The sequence below is a fragment of the Eubacterium sp. An11 genome (genome assembly GCF_002161065.1).
GTDB classification, from domain to species: domain Bacteria; phylum Bacillota; class Clostridia; order Lachnospirales; family Lachnospiraceae; genus Anaerobutyricum; species Anaerobutyricum faecale.
This window is the reverse complement of sequence record NZ_NFLV01000003.1, coordinates 145,031-163,478: the sequence shown is the minus strand read 5'-3', so window position 1 is coordinate 163,478 and position 18,448 is coordinate 145,031. Positions and strand designations below refer to the sequence as shown.

The following is an 18,448-nucleotide window of genomic DNA, read 5'->3' as shown; positions in this document are numbered from 1 at the left end:
GGTCATCTCCTAGCGATAGGTTTTAGCCAGTTTTTCGAAGGCGTCCAGAGAACGTTTGACCATCTCTGTCTGTACACAGTAGGAGACGCGGGCGTGTCCAGGACAGCCGAAACCAACGCCCGGAACGATCAGCAGATTGTATTCTTTGGCACGCTCACAGAAGGCCACGTCGTCCTCTTCTAAGGTGCGGGGGAACATATAGAAAGTTCCGCCCGGCTCAACCACATGGAAGCCCAGATCACGGAGGCCCGTCATGAGAATATTTTTATTGGTTTCATAAACAGAAGTATCGGCGGTCAGATCCGCGCACATGGCGCAGACTCTCTGGAACAGACCAGGAGCGTTGACGTAGCCGAGAGAACGTCCGGCTCCGGCGATGGCAGCGTAAACCAGCTCATGGTCGTCCATCTCATCCGGAACGACAATATATCCCATACGTTCGCCAGGGAGGGAGAGGGATTTGGACCAGGAATAGCATACCAGCGTATTTTTATAATATTTTGGCACATATGGAACCACAGTGCCTCCGAATACGATCTCTCTGTAAGGTTCATCGGTGATCAGATAAATCGGATGACCGTATTCTTCGGATTTGGCGGTGAGCATGGCGGAAAGTTTTTGGATGGTCTCTTCAGAATAAACAGCGCCGCTCGGGTTATTCGGGGAGTTGATGATGACTGCTTTGGTGTTTGGATTTAAAGCTGCCCCGAAAGCGTCAAAATCAATCTGGAAGGCCTCGGTATCAGCCGGGATCAGTGTCATGGATGCACCGGCTCCCTCAATGAATACCTTATATTCCGGGAAATACGGAGCGAAAACGATCACTTCATCCTTCGGATTGCATATACCGTTCAGGCAGCAGCAGAGGGCTGCAGCGGCGCCTACGGTCATGTAAAGGTTGTCGGCGCCAAAGGCAGTTCCGAACCGTCGGTTGATGGAATCTGCAATCATCTGACGGACGCCGGCGTCACCCTGGGCGCTGGTATAGCCGTGAAGAACAACAGGATCCATTTCTTTGATGAGCTTCATGGCTGTTTCATTGACAGCGTCCGGTGCCGGAACACTCGGATTACCGATGGAGAAATCAAAAACATTTTCAGCACCGATTTCAGCGGCGCGCATTTTACCAAATTCAAAAAGTTCACGAATAACGGAACGCTGTGTTCCCAGTTCGACCATTCTTTCGTTTAACATAAAACTGTACCTCTTTTCTATAGTTTGTTTGTAACAGTTCAGCCATGCGCCTGCCAGAACTGTTATGTTTATTTTATGATAGTGGAAAAAGCAGAATCTGTCAACGAGAGGGTGCTGCGGTTGACTTTTCATGCCCGATATGTTATTTTAACATAAGTGAAATACTTTAACAAATAAAATTGAAAAAGTATTGAAATTTAAAGCGATAAAGAGGGAAAGAACATGCCTGTTACGGATTTACTGGAACGGAATCACAAGCTTTACGGAGATGAGGTGGCGCTGGTAGAGCTGAATCCGACAATGAAAGACACGAGAAAGACCACCTGGAAAGAATATGATCTGGTACAGCAGACTTCTCCGATGCCGTACCGGAGAGAGATTACATGGAGTATTTTTGACGAGAAGGCGAACCGGGTAGCTAACATGCTTTTAAGCCGCGGCATTCAGAAGGGAGACCGTGTGGCGATCCTCATGTTCAACTGTCTGGAATGGTTGCCGATTTATTTTGGCATTTTAAAGACGGGAGCCATTGCGGTGCCGTTTAACTTCCGTTTTTCCGCAGAAGAGATACAGTACTGCGCCGACCTGGCGGAAGTTCACATTTTATTTTTCGGACCGGAATTTATCGGACGAATCGAATCCATCGAGGAGGAACTGAGCAAGGGACGCCTTCTCATTTATGTGGGAGACGGTTGTCCGACCTTCGCTGAGAGCTATATGGAGCTGGTGGCAGACTGTTCCAGCCAGCCGCCGCTTATCCGTCTGGAGGATGATGACGACGCTGCCATCTACTTTTCTTCCGGAACCACCGGATTCCCAAAGGCGATTTTACATAATCATGAGAGTCTGATGCAGGCAGCGCAGATGGAACAGAAGCATCATGGCACCAGCCGGGATGACGTTTTCTTATGTATTCCGCCGCTGTATCACACCGGGGCGAAGTTCCACTGGATGGGAAGCCTCTACGCGGGAAGCAAGGCGGTCCTCTTAAAAGGAACGACACCGGAGATTATTCTGGATGCGGTGTCCAAGGAACACTGCACCATCGTCTGGCTGCTGGTTCCGTGGGCTCAGGATATTCTGGACAGCCTGGACCGGGGAGAGATCAAGCTCTCTGACTATGAGCTTGACCAGTGGAGACTGATGCACATCGGTGCGCAGCCGGTGCCGCCATCTCTGATCAAGCACTGGAAAGAATATTTCCCGAATCATCAGTATGATACCAACTACGGTCTTTCCGAATCCACCGGTCCGGGATGTGTGCACCTGGGCGTGGAGAATATTGACAAGGTGGGTGCCATCGGTGTTCCGGGGTACCGATGGGAATGCAGGATCGTGGACGAGGATGGCAATCCGGTCAGACAGGGAGAGGTCGGCGAGCTCTGTGTGAAGGGTCCTGGACTGATGACCTGCTATTACAACGATCCGGAGGCCACAGCCCAGACGCTTAGGGACGGCTGGCTGTTTACCGGAGATATGGCTATGCAGGATGAAGACGGATTTTATTTTCTGGTAGACAGAAAGAAAGACGTTATCGTCAGCGGTGGAGAGAACATTTATCCGGTACAGATTGAGAACTTCTTAAGCGCCTATGATAAGGTGAAAGATGTGGCAGTCATCGGTCTGCCGGACAAACGGCTGGGAGAGATAACCGGCGCCATTATTTCCGTAAAAGATGGTATGGAATGCACCCAGGAAGAGATTGATGATTATTGCAAGAAACTGCCGCGGTACAAACGTCCGAAGAAGATTATCTTTGCCGATGTGCCGAGAAACGCCACCGGCAAGATTGAAAAACCGGCTCTTCGCAAAAAATACGGTGCGGAGCATCTGGTAGCGCAGCAGAACCGGGGATAAGAAATATCATAAAAAATGACAGGGGCGAAACCAATATCGGTTTCGCCCCTTATCTGTTAAGTGTCTTATTGTTCAGTATTTTATTGCTGTATCTGCCTATTTTCCAAGAGCAGTTTTCTGCTCTACCACATTTGTTTTCTCATAGCAGGAGAAGATTTCTTCCATCAGCTTTTCCTCTGGTTTCGGCGTCAGAAGGCTGACTACCGGAACGAGGATGAGTCCGGCCAGCATGGCGATGGAACCGCAGTTGATCGGCGACTGCATGAAGGCCGGCAGGACAGACGGGACAACCATATCCACGACCATCAGGATACAGCCGCAAAGGAAAGATACCCAGCAGGCTGCTTTGGTGGTGCGCTTCCAGTACAGGGAGTACAGGAATGGCGCCAGAAAAGCACCGGCGAGAGCTCCCCAGGAAATCCCCATGAGCTGTGCGATAAAGGTGACATTGCTCTTATACTGAACGAGAGCCAGGATGGCAGAGATGGCAATGAAGACCACGATGAGCACCCGGATGATCAGCACCTGCCGCTCGTCTCTCATTTTCTTAAAGAAAATGTCCCGGATAAAGTCAATGGTCAGTGTGGAACTGGACGCGATGACCAGGGAGGAGAGGGTGGACATGGAAGCGGATAACACAAGGATCACCGTCAGAGCGATCAGGGCCGGACTTAAATTTTCCAGCATAGTCGGAATGATGGAATCGTATCCGCCAGTCGCAATGTCAATCTGATCAGAGAACAGACGGCCGAATCCGCCGAGAAAATAGCATCCGCCGGCCACGATCAGAGCAAAAATAGTGGAGATAAAGGTTCCCTTTTTGATCGAATCTTCATCCCGGATGGCGTAGAACTTCTGGACCATCTGCGGAAGCCCCCAGGTACCAAGGGATGTGAGGATCACCACGAACATCAGGTTCAGCGGCTCAGGGCCGAAGAAGGAAGCAAAGATGCCCGGCGTGGTGGAGACGCTCTCGTCCGTGACCCGCGCCAGTCCGTCAAGGGCAGCGGTAAAACCGCCTTTGCTGCTGATCACAGCCGCCACGATGGCAACGATCCCCACCAGCATGATAATTCCCTGGATGAAATCATTGATGGCGGTGGCCATATATCCGCCGGCAATCACGTAGATGGCGGTAAGCACAGCCATGATGATGATGCAGACAGAATAATCAATATGGAAGGCCATTCCGAAAAGGCGGGACAGTCCATTGTACAGGGATGCCGTATAGGGAATCAGAAATACGAAAATAATGGCGGACGCTGCAATTTTTAAGGACGGACTGTCAAACCGCTGTCCGAAAAACTGCGGCATGGTGGCAGAATCCAGATGCTGTGACATGACCCTCGTCCGCCGGCCCAGGATCATCCAGGCCAGAAGAGAGCCGAGGATGGCATTTCCAATACCGGCCCAGGTGGCGGCGATGCCGAAACGCCAGCCGAACTGTCCGGCGTAACCGACGAACACCACAGCAGAAAAATAGGAGGTGCCGTAAGCGAAAGCCGTCAGCCACGGGCCTACGGAACGACCTCCCAGGACAAATCCATTGACATCAGTTGCGTGTTTTCGGCAGTAAAATCCGATGCCAATCAAGATAGCAAAGTAGATAATCAGGACAATGAGTTTCATAATTTCTCCCTTTCTTTTTTTTATTTCCGTTAAATCATACAAAAGTGAAGATAAAAAGAATATTCACTTCGTCACTTTAACGGTAAAAACTATAAAAACTTTAACACATAAAACTCAAAAAGTCAATAAATGTTGTATATGGGGGATGAACTTTCGACGTTCTTTCTGTTCATGACGGATATAAGGCTGAATTGTTATAAAAAAATGGGAGTGAAAACGATTTTTCCCGAGCAGAAAAGAAGAAAAATGTTGGGAAAAAAGGCATATTAGAGCGCAGGGGCTCATATTATAATAAATATCATAAACAATTGCGATAAAATAAAATTGTATTCAGCTGTCTGGAAAAGTATAATGATGGTACAAAGCATTGCAATTTACAGGAGGATGTTATATGTCAAACATTAATGTAGCAATTGCGGATGATAACGAGAGAATCCGTCATAATCTGAAGGATCTTGTATCAAAGGAGCAGGACATGACGATTGTCGGAAGCGCCGCCGACGGCGTGGATGCGGTGTCAATGATCCGCCGGACCCATCCGGACGTGGTGCTTCTGGATATCATTATGCCAAGGATGGACGGCCTCGGAGTACTGGAAGAGATACAGAAAGATAAGGAAATGGAAAAGAAACCGGCATTTATCGTGCTGACTGCCATGGAGCAGGAGATGATTACGAGGGAAGCGCTGGAACTGGGCGCCTGGTATGTGATTCTGAAACCCTTTGATCAGAATTCACTTATGAAAAAAATACGGCAGGTAAAAAGCGGAAAAAGAACCAGAGAAGACGGTGGAACGTTCATTTCCATGGAAAAAGAACAGACAGATACCGATATGGAATATCAGCTGGAGGTGATCGTCACCAATATCATCCATGAAATCGGTGTCCCGGCCCATATCAAAGGATATCAGTATCTCAGGGACTCCATTAAGATGGCGGTGACGGATATGGATATTCTGAATTCCATCACAAAACAGCTGTATCCAACAATTGCGAAGATGCATAAGACAACTCCTTCCAGGGTGGAACGGGCCATCCGCCATGCCATTGAGGTGGCGTGGAACCGTGGAAAAATGGACACCATTCATGAGCTGTTCGGCTATACCATCCAGTCCGGAAAGGGAAAGCCGACCAATTCGGAATTTATCGCGCTGATTTCCGATAAGATCCGTCTGGAATACAAAAATGCCATTGATTTTGATAAACTGCAGGGAAATGTATCCTGAAATATGGCGAAAAGACATACCCGGTGATCGCAGAGAAAAGCCATAGATGAAAAGATAACGTTATAAAATCCCGGGCTGAACAACAGAGTGACAGTATAAAAATTACGGAGGACATAGCATATGAAAACAATCAATATTTTAGTCGCAGATCATTCAGAAACCTCAAGAAAAGAACTTGCTGAATTTTTTGACAAGAGAAAAGATATGAATCTTGTGGACAGCGTGGATAACGGACAGGACGCCTGCGAGAGCATTATCCATAAACAGCCGGATCTGGTACTTCTTGACGTGGTGCTGCCGGTGATGGACGGATTCTCTGTCATAGAGAGAATCAACAGCGATCCAGGTGTCGCTCACGCGCCGTCATTTATCATCATCTCATCCATAGGCAATCAGTCCATGATCGAGTGTGCCTGCAAACTGGGGGTTGCCTATTACATACTGAAACCGTTTAGCACGGAGAATCTGGCCAGGAGGATCCTGCAGATTGCCGCTGCCCGGGAAGAAAGTCTCCGTCAGAAAAAAGTGGAAGAAGAAGCGGGAAAAAGAGAGACGCCGGTGCTTTCCACCACCGGATATGTGGAAAACAGCCTGGAAGCGGATATCACCAATATCATCCGGGAAATCGGCATTCCCGCCCACATCAAGGGGTATCAGTACATTCGTGAGGCTATCATGATGACGGTCAACGATATCAATCTGCTGAACTATATCACAAAGCTTTTGTATCCTACCATCGCAAAAAAATATAAAACCACGTCAAGCAGCGTGGAGCGGGCCATCCGGCACGCCATTGAGGTGGCATGGAACAGGGGGCGGATTGATGTGCTGGAAGATCTCTTCGGCTATACGGTCAGCGCCGGGAAAGGAAAACCGACCAACTCGGAGTTTATCGCCCTCATTGCAGACAAGCTCCGTCTTGAGTACCGGATGCATGCATAGTCATGACAAAAGCCGGCAAGAGCGGATTGTGAAAGAGGACTGCAAACACACACAGCCGGGAAATCGCATCATGTTTCCGGCTGTGTATGTTTCTGCCCGGGAGCGCTTTTTAAAATGGTGGGAAGAGAGACATTTAAGATCAGAGAGTAATAAGAGATCGCTTCCTCCCGGCTCAGTTTTTCCGGACTTTTGATCTGACGAAGCAGAGTGCCGGTGAAGCCTTCCGTGTAGAGATTGCAGATAAAAGATTTAAATTCTTCTTTCACATGAAGGTGCAGTTCTTTTTCTTTACTGTCTATGCAGGTTCGGATGATTTTTTGGATATCCGGATATAAAAAGAGCTTCATCTCTTCCAGTCCGACTGAGTCATAGATGCTGTTCAGAATAAAAGAATTCTTCTCAATGTAATCCATGACAAAGGAAAGAGCCTTTTTGTACTCCTGGGGGAGTTTATACTGTTTGACTACGTTGACAGCGCTTTGCTCAAACATCCAGCGCAGCAGTCCGGTCATATCTCCGAAATGATAGTAAAAAGTCTTGCGGTTGACACCGCTTTCCCGGATGATCTCGCTGATGGTAATCTTGGAAAAGGGTTTCTGTGTCATAAGCTTCTTTAGAGATTCCGCCAGTTTTGTTTTGGTCTGGAAAGAATTTTCCGCGTGAGTCATGGGTGCCGCCTCCTTTCATCTTTCTACCCGATATTATACAATGAGAAAATGAAAAGGCAACGGATAATCGAAAACATTTCTCATAAAAGCATTGAACCCCTTTCCTTTCTATGGTAAAATGACAAAACATAAGGGAGTAGTCGGCACATATTGTGTGGTGAGGTCAACATACTGGAATTATCCTGGTCTCATCTTAAATGGCGAGACTTATCTGCAGATACAGGTGGGTCTTATTTTTTTGTGCAGATGCCCTGCCGCTGTCCCGCCTTTTCTGCGAATGAAAAACCACAGAAAAAGGAGAAAAAAGATGAGTATTATTGAATTGTTTGTCATTGCAGTGGGACTTTCTATGGATGCCTTTGCGGTGTCTGTCTGTAAGGGGCTGTCCGTGCCCCGGGTGAAAAAAAGCCATCTTCTCATTACAGGATTATATTTTGGAGGATTTCAGGCGCTGATGCCTCTTCTCGGCTATCTTCTGGGCGTGAATTTCCGTCATATGATCACCAGCGTCGATCACTGGATCGCCTTCGTGCTTCTGGCACTCATCGGTGTAAATATGATCCGGGAAGCAAGAGAGGAGTCGGAAGAAATGGATGCGTCCTTTTCCGTGAAGGCGATGCTGCCGCTGGCTGTTGCCACCAGTATTGACGCGCTGGCCGTGGGCATTACTTTCGCTTTTCTGCATGTGAAGATCGTGCCGGCCATTTCTTTTATCGGCGTTACCACCTTTCTATTGTCTGTGATCGGTGTGAAGATCGGCAATATTTTCGGCACAAAGTATAAATCTTATGCGGAGATTGCCGGAGGTGTTGTATTAATTTTGCTTGGATGTAAAATTTTATTAGAACATTTAGGCATTTTGTTATAGAATAGAAGCAGCAAGTTTTTATTATATATAATACATAGCGATAATGATACAGAATCTGTATGGAAGACGGGAGGAAATTATGAAGAAGATACTTTATGCATCTGCCGAGTGTTCTCCGTTTGTCAAAACCGGGGGACTGGGGGCTGTCGTCGGTTCACTGCCGAAACAATTAAAGCAAAGGGGACATGATGTCCGCATCGTACTTCCCGCCTATGAATGTATTGATGAGAAGTGGAAAAAGCAGATGGATGTTTCTCTGCCATTTCCGGTGCATATGGGGCGTCGGAGACATCCGGTTACCATCAATACGCTGGAATACCAGGGAATTACCTGTTATTTTCTGGCCTGCGACTATTATTTTTCCGGGGACAGCCCTTACACGGAAATGTGGATGGATATTGAAAAGTTCTGCTTCTTTTCTGTGGCAGTGGTGGAGATGCTTTCTTATCTGGAATTTGAGCCGGATATCATCCACTGCCATGACTGGCAGACGGGGCTGATTCCTGTGTATCTGAAGACCCTTTACGGGGGAAATCCTTATTACAGGAACATTAAGACGGTGATGACGCTCCACAACATGCGTTTCCAGGGAATAACGGATGTGGGCGCCATGAAAGATATCACCGGACTGCCGGATGAACTGTTTGCCTTCGATAAACTGGAGTTTTACGGTCTGGGAAATATGTTAAAGGGCGGCATCGCCTTTGCGGATAAGGTGACGACGGTAAGCGGCACTTATGCCAGAGAGATTCAGGAACCGGAGTACGGAGAGGGACTGGATTCGCTGCTTCGTTACCGGAAAAATGATCTGAGCGGTATTGTCAACGGTATTGACTATCAGATTTACAGCCCGGCGCAGGATGAATATATCAAGTATCATTATAACATCAGCACATTTCGGAAGGCCAAAAAGAAAAATAAGATTTATATGCAGAATAAAGCGGGACTTCCGACGGGGAAAAATATTTTCACAGTCTGTATTATCTCCCGTCTGACCGAACAGAAAGGACTGGATCTGCTGATTCCCATGATCAATAATTTCCTGAGAGAAAATGTGCAGCTTTATATTCTGGGCGGAGGAGAAAAGAGATATGAGGCGATTTTCGCCAGCGTAAAAACAAGATATCCGGATCAGGTATTTTTTGACATCAATTATTCCGATGAAATGGCAAAATATATGTATGCCGGCTGTGACGCTACGCTGATGCCGTCGAAGTTTGAACCCTGCGGTCTGTCACAGCTGATGGCGCTTCGTTATGGCACGGTACCGATTGTCCGTCTGACCGGAGGACTGAAAGATACGGTTCGTGTCTATAATGAGAATTATCACACAGGGACCGGATTTGGTTTTGAGGAATATTCTGTGGAAGCTCTGCGAGAGACTCTGAAACAGGCCCTTGATGTCTATCAGAACTGTCCGGAAGAGTGGAATGGCATTGCAGAGAGAGGCATGAGAGAGAATTATTCCTGGAATACTTCCTGTACAGAGTATGAGAAGCTGTACGAGAGCATGTAGATGTCATTGTCCGAAAAATCATTGATAAAAGATATACAGCCCGGCGGTGAGGGGATTCCCCTCGCCGCCGGGCTGTTATTTCATAATAGAAATGTGAACATTCACATGATCTGTCAGAAAATATGATAGTTGACGACCAGTGCCGCAAACACGATGGATACCATGGAGAGCAGCTTGATCAGGATGTTGATGGAAGGTCCGGAAGTATCCTTAAACGGATCTCCCACGGTATCTCCCACAACTGCTGCTTTGTGGCAATCGCTGCCTTTGCCGCCATGGGCGCCGCCTTCTATGTATTTTTTGGCATTATCCCAGGCGCCTCCGGCGTTGGCCATGAAGACGGCCATCAGGAAACCGGTGGCAGTGGCGCCGGTCAGAAGACCGATGACGCCGTTGTAGCCAAGAATCAGTCCGGTGACAACCGGGGTGATAATGGCAAGAAGCGTCGGGGCAATCATTTCCCGAAGGCTGGCTTTGGTACAGATATCGACACATTTTGTGTAGTCTGCTTCCGCTTTGCCTTCCATAAGACCGGTGATCTCTCTGAACTGGCGGCGGACTTCCACAACGATACTCTGGGCAGCCCGTCCCACTGACTGCATGGTAAGAGCGGCAAAGACAAACGGCAGGCAGGCGCCGATAAAGATGCCCACCAGAACAGTCGGGTTCATGACGCTCATATCAAGGGCGATATCCGCTCCGCCGACTTCCTGTACTTTCTCCACATAGGAGGCGATCAAAGCCAGGGCTGTCAGGGCGGCAGAACCGATGGCAAATCCTTTACCGGTGGCGGCTGTGGTGTTGCCAAGGGAATCAAGAGCGTCGGTACGTCTTCTCACGTCAGCGTCCAGTCCGGCCATCTCAGCGATACCGCCGGCGTTATCTGCGATCGGTCCGTAGGCGTCTGTGGCAAGAGTGATGCCCAGGGTGGACAGCATGCCGACAGCGGCAAGAGCAATACCGTAAAGACCGCGCGTGGAGTCGATGAATCCGCCGGAAAATGCATAGGCAGCCATTACGCAGACCGCGATGATGATGATCGGAACTGCGGTGGACAACATGCCGAGACTCAGACCTCCGATGATGATGGTGGCGGAACCTGTCTCCGACTGGCCGGCCAGATTCTGGGTCGGTTTATACGTATCGGAAGTAAAATATTCCGTGAAGAATCCAATGAGCACACCGGCCAGAAGACCCGCCAGAATGGCGAAGTAGAAACCGATAAAATCTTTACCCAGTACAAACCATACCACCGGGAAAGAGACGATGGCGATGAGGATCGCGCTGGTGTTGGTGCCACGGCGGAGGGCCTTAAGAAGCGTACTCTGTTCGGTGCTTTCTCCTGTTTTGACGAGAAGAGAGCCGATGATCGAAGCCAGCACGCCGACAGCGGCGAGGATCATAGGGATGACTACGGCATTGACGCGGTCTACAGCCTCGATCCGGTTAAAGGCGATAACGCCCAGTGCGCAGGCAGATAATACGGAGCCGACATAAGATTCATATAAGTCGGCGCCCATGCCGGCCACGTCGCCGACATTATCGCCCACGTTATCTGCGATAACGGCCGGGTTTCTAGGGTCATCTTCCGGGATGCCGACTTCGACCTTTCCGACCAGGTCAGCGCCCACGTCAGCGGCTTTCGTGTAGATACCGCCGCCCACACGGGCGAATAACGCCATGGAAGAGGCACCCATACCGAAAGTAAGCATGGTGCTGGTGATATCTTCAATTGGAAGTTTGAACACGAGACGGAGCAGCAGATACCAGATGGAGATATCCAGAAGTCCGAGGCCAACCACCGTAAAGCCCATAACGGAACCGGCGGAAAAAGCCACATTTAATCCCTTGTTCAAGCCCTCCTGGCAGGCAGCTGCCGTCCTGGCGTTGGCACGGGTGGCAATCTGCATGCCCACGAAGCCGGACAATCCGGAGAAAAATCCTCCGGTCAGGAAGGCAAACGGCACGAACCAGGTCAGAAATCCGAATGCTGCCATAATAAAAAGGATGACAAACATTCCCGCAAAGAAAGCGATCAAAATCTTATACTGGCGCCGCAGATAAGCCATGGCGCCCTGATGGATCGATGCGGAGATCTTTTTCATCCGGTCACTTCCCTGCGGGAAGCGCAGAACCTTTTTTGCTCTCGTCGCTGCAAAGATAAGAGCGATCACAGAGCCAAATAATGTTAACAGAGCCAATTGATTGTCCATTCACTTTTCCCCCTTTTTGAACGGTATTTATGTTATGATTATAACACTTTCACTAAAAATGGTGAAGATATTTCTGAAATTATTTGGATTTTAAACAAAAAATCTCGATATTCGTTGAAATTTTAACAAAAAGTTTTGATATTTGTATTATATAATATTCTTATTCTGATTTTAATATTGAAAATAATTTCTTTGTCAAATATAATAGAAAAAGTTGTATATGACTGAAACGATCCGGTTCGGACGGGAGCAATTCTGCCGGGAAGGATTTTTTAAAAACTATAGGAAAACATTATAAAGAAGACATAAGGAGTACAAAAATGAGATATGAAGGAACGGTTTACCGTCCGCCCAGCGAGGCGCGCAGCCTGATCATTCAGGTGACCATCGGGTGCAGTCATAATACCTGCACCTTCTGTACCATGTATAAAGACAAAAAGTTTCGTATCAGAAGTAAAGAAGAGATCTTTATGGATCTGGATGAGATGTCTTCAGCATATGGGGAACTTCCGCTGCGGATTTTTCTGGCTGACGGAGATGCTCTCGTGTTAAAAACCAGAGATTTATTGGATATTCTTTCCTTTATCAGGGTGAAATTTCCTTTTTGTGAGAGAGTGACCGCATACGCAACAGCCAGAGATATCCTGCGTAAAACGGACGAAGAGCTGCAGGCACTCAAAAAAGAGGGCCTTTCCATGGTGTATGTGGGGGCGGAGTCCGGTGATCCGGTGATTCTTGCCCACGTAAAGAAAGATGTGACAGTGGAAGAAATGATACAGGCGGCAGATAAACTGAAAAAATGCGGTATCCAGCTTTCTCTCACTCTCATATCAGGCCTTGGAGGAAAGGAGCGGCTTCGAGAACATGCGTTGGAATCTGCCCGCCTGGTTTCTGCCATGAAACCGGAATATCTGGGATTTCTGACGCTGATGCTGGAAAAGGGCGCCCCGATTCTGGAAGAAATTCAGGCCGGACAGCTGACCCTTCTTTCCCCGGATGCTGTGATGGAGGAGATGAAGCTGTTTCTTACCCATGTGGATTCCGACGGTACGGTTTTCCGGGCCAACCACGCTTCCAACTATCTGGCGCTGAAAGGTACTTTGAACGGGGATATTCCGGCTATGCTTGCCCAGGTGGAAGAGGCGGAGAAGAAGCAAAAATATAAGTCAGAACGATACCGGATGCTGTGACAGGAGGGGAAAATGTTTTATATAGTAAATAAGATAGAAGAGGATTTGGATTTCGGTTGTGAGGAACGGCCGGAAGGAGCTCCGGTCATGGCGGTGGTTACTCTGGCAGATGAAGAGAAAAAAGAGCTTGTCCTCCGTCATGAAGATGCTCTGCTTTATGAGCGGAATATCAATGAGAATGACAGAGTATATATCGACGAAGATGGAACGCTTCAAAAAGTTATTGTTGATTAAAACCTGAAAAAAAGGCAGCGGGGGAATCCTCTGCTGCCTTTTTTGTAAAATCCTCTCTATGATATTTCCTGGATTCCGCTGATATCCGGTTCGATGGTCATGGAATAGTTGGTGTGATAAATCACAAATCCTGGCTTGGCCTGCGGCGGTTTTTTGAGATTCCGGCGTTCGGTGTAATCTACCTCCACCTTCGGAGCGTCCTTGCCTTTGGAATAATAGGCGGCCAGGCGGGCGGCCTCCTCATAGGTGCGGTCCGGCAGTTCCGCGGCGGTCTCCAGTTTGACGATAACATGGGAACCAGCCATTTTTTTTGCGTGGAACCACATGTCCTTGCCATTGGCAAACTTAAAGGTCAGTTCATCGTTCTGGAAATTATTTTTTCCCACATACATGTGGAATCCATCCGAAGAAATATAGTGAAACGGCTTGCTTTTTGCCTTGTTTTTCTTTTTGCCCCGGTTCTGGCCGTGGCGTTTCACATAATTGTATTCCATCAGCTCTTCTTTGATCATGGCCAGGTCATTTTCATCCCGGGCGATTTCCAGAGCATTGCTGATGGATTCCAGATGAAGAAGTTCCGCGTGGGTTTCCTCCACGAGAGTGGACAGAGCTTCGTAGGTTCGTTTCAGCTTGCCGTAGCGGTCAAAATATTTCTTTGCATTTTCCATGGCGTCCAGCTGCGGGTCCAGCGGGATCGTGATTTCCTGTCCGTCATAATAATTGACGCAGGTCAGTTCCTTTTGCCCCGGCTGGGCTTCATACCCATAGGTGTGGAGCAGTTCTCCGTAAATCTTATATTTATCTTTTTTATCGGTATCCGCCAGCTGCTTCCTCTGCAGGTCATATTTTTTGGCGGTCCGTTCGATGGCGTTGGAGACGATCTTCCGCAGATCTGTGGATTTCTGCCGGATACGCGTCACCACTTCCTTTTCGGCGTAAAAAGTGCGAAGCACCTCGGAGATGGAAGCAAAATCCCGGCTTTCCATGTCCGGATACATGGTCAAAGGCAGGCTGGCAAACTCCACCGGCGTCTTGCCCTGATAGACGATATTCGGTTGATATTGATGCTCTTCAATCTGTGTCCGCAAGCGGATTAATTCGCCGTAAAGGGCCGTCTGCTCCTCCGGTGAGAGAGAAGCCATGGCGGCGCTGCCGTCAATGCCCGCCCGATAGCACAGCTCGTTGGCGAACATCGGGCTGATGCCGGAAAGGCTGGTGTAAATGCCTTTCTGCACAGTGGACGCCTTTTTCAGCAGTACTTCCTCCATCCACTCCGGAGTGACAGCGTCAAGAGATACCTTATCATGTACCGGTGGTGCCACATAGCTCCGCCCCGGCAGCACCTCCCTCACAGAGCTGATCTGGTGGGAAATATGCTTGATGCTGTCGATGATCATTCCCGCATCGTCAAGGAAAATGATATTACTGTGTTTTCCCATGATCTCAATGACCAGTTTCTTCTGACACAGATCGCCCAGCTCATTGAGGTGCTCGATGGAAATCTCGATGATTCGCTCCATTCCCGGCTGGCTGACGCCGGTAATCCGTCCGTTGCTGATATGTTTCCGGAGAAGCATACAGAAATTCGGGGCGGTCAGCGGATTTGATTTATTATCCGGCACAAAATAGACCAGCGGCAGGCTGGCGCTGGCAGAGAGCAGCAGCCGGTAAGTGTCTTTCTGGTTCTTCACAACCAGAAGCAATTCATCGGCCTCCGGCTGATAGATTTTATAGATACGTCCGCCGGTGAGCAGACGATTCATATCATAAACAATATTGGAAATGACAATTCCGTCAAAAGCCATATATATTCCTCCTGTCAAAAGCTGCAAAAAAGCAGCAGATTATTTGGCTGCAATGTAAAAGCTGCACAGGGGCAGCGGACTATTTGGCTGCAATGCAGCCGGATTCAAAAAGACCGCAGTGCGGACATTCCATGATTTTTCCCCAAAAGGCATAAAATCCCTGTGTACTATAGCACAGGGGACGACGGCGTGTCAAAGAAGAACGCTGCAAATGTATGTCGGAATAAAAAATCTGCAGATCTAACAAACAGCTGTCACAGAACGTGCTTCAAAAAGGTTTCTAATATGTATGGAACATGTATGTACAATAAGACAGAGATATGGTACACTGAACACATAAAAAAGGAACTGGTAATCATATAAATCATAGATAAAAAGAAAGTATTTACTTTATGGAGAAAAAATCATGTTAAATTTTGTTTTTAGTATTTTGTTTTTTTCTATATTGACAATATGTCTGACAATGGCGCTGACCAGACATTTTAAATGGGATGTGGCGGAAATCTTAAAATTTCTGGCAGCAGCAGTCACCTTTATTATTTTTTTGACTGTATTGCTTTTTCCTCTGCCGTTGTCGCAGGAAGAGGCGGGATTTGCCAGTGTAAATATCATTCCTTTTAAGACCATAGCAGGCTATATCATTTCGGCGGTAAGAGACGGTATGGTCGGAACAGCGCTTTCTCAGATTTTGGGAAATGTTCTTTTGTTTTTCTTTTTTATGAGTGTACTGGGGTGGTATATGCACTTATATAGTTTCCGCACATACGTGATATGGCTTTTGATTTTTGCTGTCATGGCGGAAGGAATGCAGGCCGTGGTGAGTCTGTGCCTTGGGTATCTGTACCGAAGCGTTGATATTGATGACGTGATCTTGTATGTGATTGGCGGTCTGCTCTCCTATGCGTGGCTGGGGAGATATGCGAAGGAAAACAATACTTCTCATAAAGAATAGAAAAATTTTTGAACAGGGACGAAGTTTCAGGAACTTTGTCCCTGTTTTACTATTTTTTTGTCACAAAACGTGCCACTGGTTTGTTTCATATATGAAAACAGTCAGAAAAGCAGGCCTGCGAAGCGCTGTTTTCCACAAAGATGGTTTTGATAAAAACTCATATGAAAAAAGTTACAAGAAAAAGAGGAGAATGACAGCAATGATTGCTTACCTGGAATTACTGGATACGCCGCAGGAGAAGACGGCGTTTCAGACACTGTATGAAATGTATGCGAAGAAAATGTATCTGGCGGCCGTTCGGATTGTGGACGATAGTGCCGCCGCGGAAGATATGGTGCATGAGACTTTTTTATCTCTGATGGGACATCTGGATAAACTGTCGGATGCGGGGAGCCGTCAGACGTGGAATTATGTACTTACGGCATTGAAACATCATTGTTTTAACTGGATGAAGAAGCAGGATCGGATGGTTTCTTACTGCAGGGAGGACGATATCTGGGCAGTGGAAGAGAAGGGGCTGGAAGAAGAATGCATCGGACAGGAACAAAAAGAGGCCCTCGCTGCCCTGATCGGTCAGCTGAGATACCCTTATAAGGAAGTGCTGTATCTTCAGTATTTCAATGAAATGAAAAGCAGGGAGATTGCCGATGTGCTGAAACTGAGACCAGATCATGTCAGGCAGGTATCACGGAGGGCAAAAAAGCAGCTGAAAAAGAAAATGGAGGAAATGGGGTATTTATCATGAGGAAAACAGAGACATGGAATGAAGATCTTTTAAGAGAAGCGGTCGGTATGGCGGTGCGCAGAGAGATGAGAGAACTGGACGGAGACATGCAGGACTGTCATTACAGTTTTTCACCGCAGTTTCGACAGAAGATGCAGAATGTACTGCAGGGAACTTCCCTGAAAGGCCGTGGGGAGGGGGATGACTCTTTTTTGGAGTCCCTCAGTCGGTACAGGACAAAGAAAAAGAGCGGACATGTATTGTCCTGGGGCCGGTATGCTCTGGCGGCGGTGCTTTTGATGGCTCTGGCGTCCGCGGCGGCCCTCGCCAGTGAAGATGTACGGGAAGGTCTCCGGAAGCTGAATATTGAATTTGGTTCCAACGGGGTCAGTATTGAAGGGAAAAAGGATGCCGGAGGAACAGCTGGTGTGGGAAACGACAGCGGAGGAACGGATAACGGCATACTGCAGGGAGACAGCAGCCAGACTGGCGCCGGGGCCGGCACCGGCGGACAGACAGAGGAGAAGGCGCCGTTTCACGCTTATAAATGGGAGAAGATACCGGAAGGATACCACGTGGTGAATGAGACGGAGGAGCCGGAAGGCAGGATGTATACCGTGTGGTATCAGGATAAGGACGAAAATAATTTACATTTCATGCAGCATGACGCATCGGTATATACGGTGACGATCACGTGCAATGAAGAAGAAGGATACAGGCAGACAATTGATCTGAACGGCGTTGAGGCTTACTCCATCTCCGACGGAATAAGCAATTCCATCTTCTTTGAGAAGGATGGTTACATATTTACCGTCATGTCAGAGCAGCCGGAGAACATTATGGCGGGATGGATCAAAAATTCAGGGATTCTTCAGGAGTAAGGAATAGTGCCCCGACCGGGCACTATTTTTTTGACATAGATTTTGGGCTGTGGTACTATAAAACAATGTTATGCACGGACAGAAAGGAGCAAAAATCAATGGGCAAGATAGAAAACGGAGAGATTCGTGAGATAGGCAGCAGCATCTGGCAGGACAGGAAGCACCATCTGTGGTTCCCGATCAGTTTTACCAAGTATTCGGTGGGTGACGGAAGATTGTATGTGACTTCCGGGCTGCTGTCTTCCAGAGAAGACGAGTGCCTTCTGTACCGGATTACGGATATCAGTCTGACGAGGAGTCTTGCACAGCGGATTTTCGGTACGGGAACCATTGAACTTAATACAAAGGATCAGTCCACGCCGGTGATACATCTGGAGAATATCGCTCATTCGGTGGAAGTGAAACGGATGCTCAGCAATCTTATTGAAAAAGAGAGAGAAGCGAAGCATGTGGTCGGCCGTGATATGTACGGAGCTGCCGTCCATCTGGATGATATGGAAGAAAATGATTGACAAATAACAGACATACAGGTATAATCGTCATTGCGTCG

General features: G+C 47.9%; 16 protein-coding genes. 11 read left to right on the top strand and 5 right to left on the bottom strand.

The window, feature by feature from the left end:
* Nucleotides 1-9: 9 nt before the first annotated feature.
* Nucleotides 10-1,194 (bottom strand): pyridoxal phosphate-dependent aminotransferase, encoded by a 1,185-nt coding sequence (locus tag B5E53_RS04085; protein WP_087312772.1) that lies wholly within the window; start codon nt 1,192-1,194, stop codon nt 10-12.
* Between the two features lie 222 nt (nt 1,195-1,416).
* On the opposite strand from B5E53_RS04085, the gene B5E53_RS04080 reads away from it, so the two are divergent.
* Nucleotides 1,417-3,051: a class I adenylate-forming enzyme family protein gene (locus B5E53_RS04080; RefSeq protein ID WP_087312771.1), complete on the top strand. Its 1,635-nt coding sequence runs from the start codon at nt 1,417-1,419 to the stop codon at nt 3,049-3,051.
* Nucleotides 3,052-3,147: 96 nt separating this feature from the next.
* Here the strand turns inward: B5E53_RS04080 and B5E53_RS04075 are convergent, their stop codons facing one another.
* Nucleotides 3,148-4,680 (bottom strand): sodium:solute symporter, encoded by a 1,533-nt coding sequence (locus B5E53_RS04075; RefSeq protein WP_087312770.1) that lies wholly within the window; start codon nt 4,678-4,680, stop codon nt 3,148-3,150.
* A 391-nt stretch (nt 4,681-5,071) separates the two neighbouring features.
* On the opposite strand from B5E53_RS04075, the gene spo0A (B5E53_RS04070) reads away from it, so the two are divergent.
* The gene (gene spo0A, locus B5E53_RS04070) at nt 5,072-5,905 is read left to right on the top strand and encodes a sporulation transcription factor Spo0A (RefSeq protein ID WP_087312769.1); all 834 of its coding nucleotides are present in this window, start codon (nt 5,072-5,074) and stop codon (nt 5,903-5,905) included.
* Nucleotides 5,906-6,025: 120 nt separating this feature from the next.
* Nucleotides 6,026-6,847 (top strand): sporulation transcription factor Spo0A, encoded by an 822-nt coding sequence (gene spo0A, locus B5E53_RS04065; RefSeq protein ID WP_087312768.1) that lies wholly within the window; start codon nt 6,026-6,028, stop codon nt 6,845-6,847.
* Between the two features lie 68 nt (nt 6,848-6,915).
* Here the strand turns inward: spo0A (B5E53_RS04065) and B5E53_RS04060 are convergent, their stop codons facing one another.
* On the bottom strand, nt 6,916-7,515 hold the full coding sequence (locus tag B5E53_RS04060; protein ID WP_087312767.1) for a TetR/AcrR family transcriptional regulator C-terminal domain-containing protein: 600 nt from the start codon (nt 7,513-7,515) through the stop codon (nt 6,916-6,918).
* 307 nt (nt 7,516-7,822) lie between these two features.
* Here B5E53_RS04060 and B5E53_RS04055 point away from each other — a divergent pair, with 307 nt between their 5' ends.
* Together B5E53_RS04055 and B5E53_RS04050 are read left to right on the top strand one after the other, a co-directional pair.
* Nucleotides 7,823-8,383 (top strand): manganese efflux pump MntP family protein, encoded by a 561-nt coding sequence (locus B5E53_RS04055; protein ID WP_087312766.1) that lies wholly within the window; start codon nt 7,823-7,825, stop codon nt 8,381-8,383.
* A gap of 79 nt (nt 8,384-8,462) precedes the next feature.
* Nucleotides 8,463-9,899: a glycogen synthase gene (locus B5E53_RS04050; RefSeq protein ID WP_087312765.1), complete on the top strand. Its 1,437-nt coding sequence runs from the start codon at nt 8,463-8,465 to the stop codon at nt 9,897-9,899.
* Between the two features lie 113 nt (nt 9,900-10,012).
* On the opposite strand, the gene B5E53_RS04045 is transcribed toward B5E53_RS04050, so the two are convergent.
* A complete protein-coding gene (locus B5E53_RS04045; RefSeq protein WP_087312764.1) occupies nt 10,013-12,112 on the bottom strand; it encodes a sodium-translocating pyrophosphatase in 2,100 nt (699 codons plus the stop codon).
* A gap of 320 nt (nt 12,113-12,432) precedes the next feature.
* On the opposite strand from B5E53_RS04045, the gene B5E53_RS04040 reads away from it, so the two are divergent.
* Nucleotides 12,433-13,302 carry a radical SAM protein gene (locus B5E53_RS04040; protein WP_087312763.1) on the top strand — a complete coding sequence of 290 codons (870 nt, stop codon included), beginning with the start codon at nt 12,433-12,435 and terminating at the stop codon, nt 13,300-13,302.
* A 12-nt stretch (nt 13,303-13,314) separates the two neighbouring features.
* Nucleotides 13,315-13,536 (top strand): hypothetical protein, encoded by a 222-nt coding sequence (locus tag B5E53_RS04035; RefSeq protein WP_087312762.1) that lies wholly within the window; start codon nt 13,315-13,317, stop codon nt 13,534-13,536.
* 56 nt (nt 13,537-13,592) lie between these two features.
* On the opposite strand, the gene B5E53_RS04030 is transcribed toward B5E53_RS04035, so the two are convergent.
* Complete coding sequence (locus B5E53_RS04030; protein WP_087312761.1) at nt 13,593-15,341, bottom strand: NFACT RNA binding domain-containing protein; 1,749 nt, start codon at nt 15,339-15,341, stop codon at nt 13,593-13,595.
* Nucleotides 15,342-15,747: 406 nt separating this feature from the next.
* On the opposite strand from B5E53_RS04030, the gene B5E53_RS04025 reads away from it, so the two are divergent.
* The 4 genes from B5E53_RS04025 (at nt 15,748) to B5E53_RS04010 (ending at nt 18,410) form a co-directional block, all read left to right on the top strand.
* Nucleotides 15,748-16,293, top strand: a complete 546-nt coding sequence (locus B5E53_RS04025; RefSeq protein WP_087312760.1) for a VanZ family protein — start codon at nt 15,748-15,750, stop codon at nt 16,291-16,293.
* Between the two features lie 190 nt (nt 16,294-16,483).
* A complete protein-coding gene (locus tag B5E53_RS04020; RefSeq protein WP_162611777.1) occupies nt 16,484-17,038 on the top strand; it encodes a sigma-70 family RNA polymerase sigma factor in 555 nt (184 codons plus the stop codon).
* Nucleotides 17,035-17,898 (top strand): DUF4367 domain-containing protein, encoded by an 864-nt coding sequence (locus B5E53_RS04015; RefSeq protein WP_087312758.1) that lies wholly within the window; start codon nt 17,035-17,037, stop codon nt 17,896-17,898. The genes B5E53_RS04020 and B5E53_RS04015 overlap by 4 nt, the downstream gene beginning before the upstream one ends.
* A 98-nt stretch (nt 17,899-17,996) precedes the next feature.
* Nucleotides 17,997-18,410 (top strand): PH domain-containing protein, encoded by a 414-nt coding sequence (locus tag B5E53_RS04010; RefSeq protein WP_087312757.1) that lies wholly within the window; start codon nt 17,997-17,999, stop codon nt 18,408-18,410.
* Nucleotides 18,411-18,448 lie beyond the last annotated feature (38 nt).

Excerpts from the sequence above, each read along its gene's own strand:
- B5E53_RS04085 (WP_087312772.1), bottom strand. The coding sequence starts at position 1,194 with ATGTTAAACGAAAGAATGGTCGAACTGGGAACACAGCGTTCCGTTATT.
- B5E53_RS04080 (WP_087312771.1), top strand. The coding sequence starts at position 1,417 with ATGCCTGTTACGGATTTACTGGAACGGAATCACAAGCTTTACGGAGAT.
- B5E53_RS04075 (WP_087312770.1), bottom strand. The coding sequence starts at position 4,680 with ATGAAACTCATTGTCCTGATTATCTACTTTGCTATCTTGATTGGCATC.
- spo0A (WP_087312769.1), top strand. The coding sequence starts at position 5,072 with ATGTCAAACATTAATGTAGCAATTGCGGATGATAACGAGAGAATCCGT.
- spo0A (WP_087312768.1), top strand. The coding sequence starts at position 6,026 with ATGAAAACAATCAATATTTTAGTCGCAGATCATTCAGAAACCTCAAGA.
- B5E53_RS04060 (WP_087312767.1), bottom strand. The coding sequence starts at position 7,515 with ATGACTCACGCGGAAAATTCTTTCCAGACCAAAACAAAACTGGCGGAA.
- B5E53_RS04055 (WP_087312766.1), top strand. The coding sequence starts at position 7,823 with ATGAGTATTATTGAATTGTTTGTCATTGCAGTGGGACTTTCTATGGAT.
- B5E53_RS04050 (WP_087312765.1), top strand. The coding sequence starts at position 8,463 with ATGAAGAAGATACTTTATGCATCTGCCGAGTGTTCTCCGTTTGTCAAA.
- B5E53_RS04045 (WP_087312764.1), bottom strand. The coding sequence starts at position 12,112 with ATGGACAATCAATTGGCTCTGTTAACATTATTTGGCTCTGTGATCGCT.
- B5E53_RS04040 (WP_087312763.1), top strand. The coding sequence starts at position 12,433 with ATGAGATATGAAGGAACGGTTTACCGTCCGCCCAGCGAGGCGCGCAGC.
- B5E53_RS04035 (WP_087312762.1), top strand. The coding sequence starts at position 13,315 with ATGTTTTATATAGTAAATAAGATAGAAGAGGATTTGGATTTCGGTTGT.
- B5E53_RS04030 (WP_087312761.1), bottom strand. The coding sequence starts at position 15,341 with ATGGCTTTTGACGGAATTGTCATTTCCAATATTGTTTATGATATGAAT.
- B5E53_RS04025 (WP_087312760.1), top strand. The coding sequence starts at position 15,748 with ATGTTAAATTTTGTTTTTAGTATTTTGTTTTTTTCTATATTGACAATA.
- B5E53_RS04020 (WP_162611777.1), top strand. The coding sequence starts at position 16,484 with ATGACAGCAATGATTGCTTACCTGGAATTACTGGATACGCCGCAGGAG.
- B5E53_RS04015 (WP_087312758.1), top strand. The coding sequence starts at position 17,035 with ATGAGGAAAACAGAGACATGGAATGAAGATCTTTTAAGAGAAGCGGTC.
- B5E53_RS04010 (WP_087312757.1), top strand. The coding sequence starts at position 17,997 with ATGGGCAAGATAGAAAACGGAGAGATTCGTGAGATAGGCAGCAGCATC.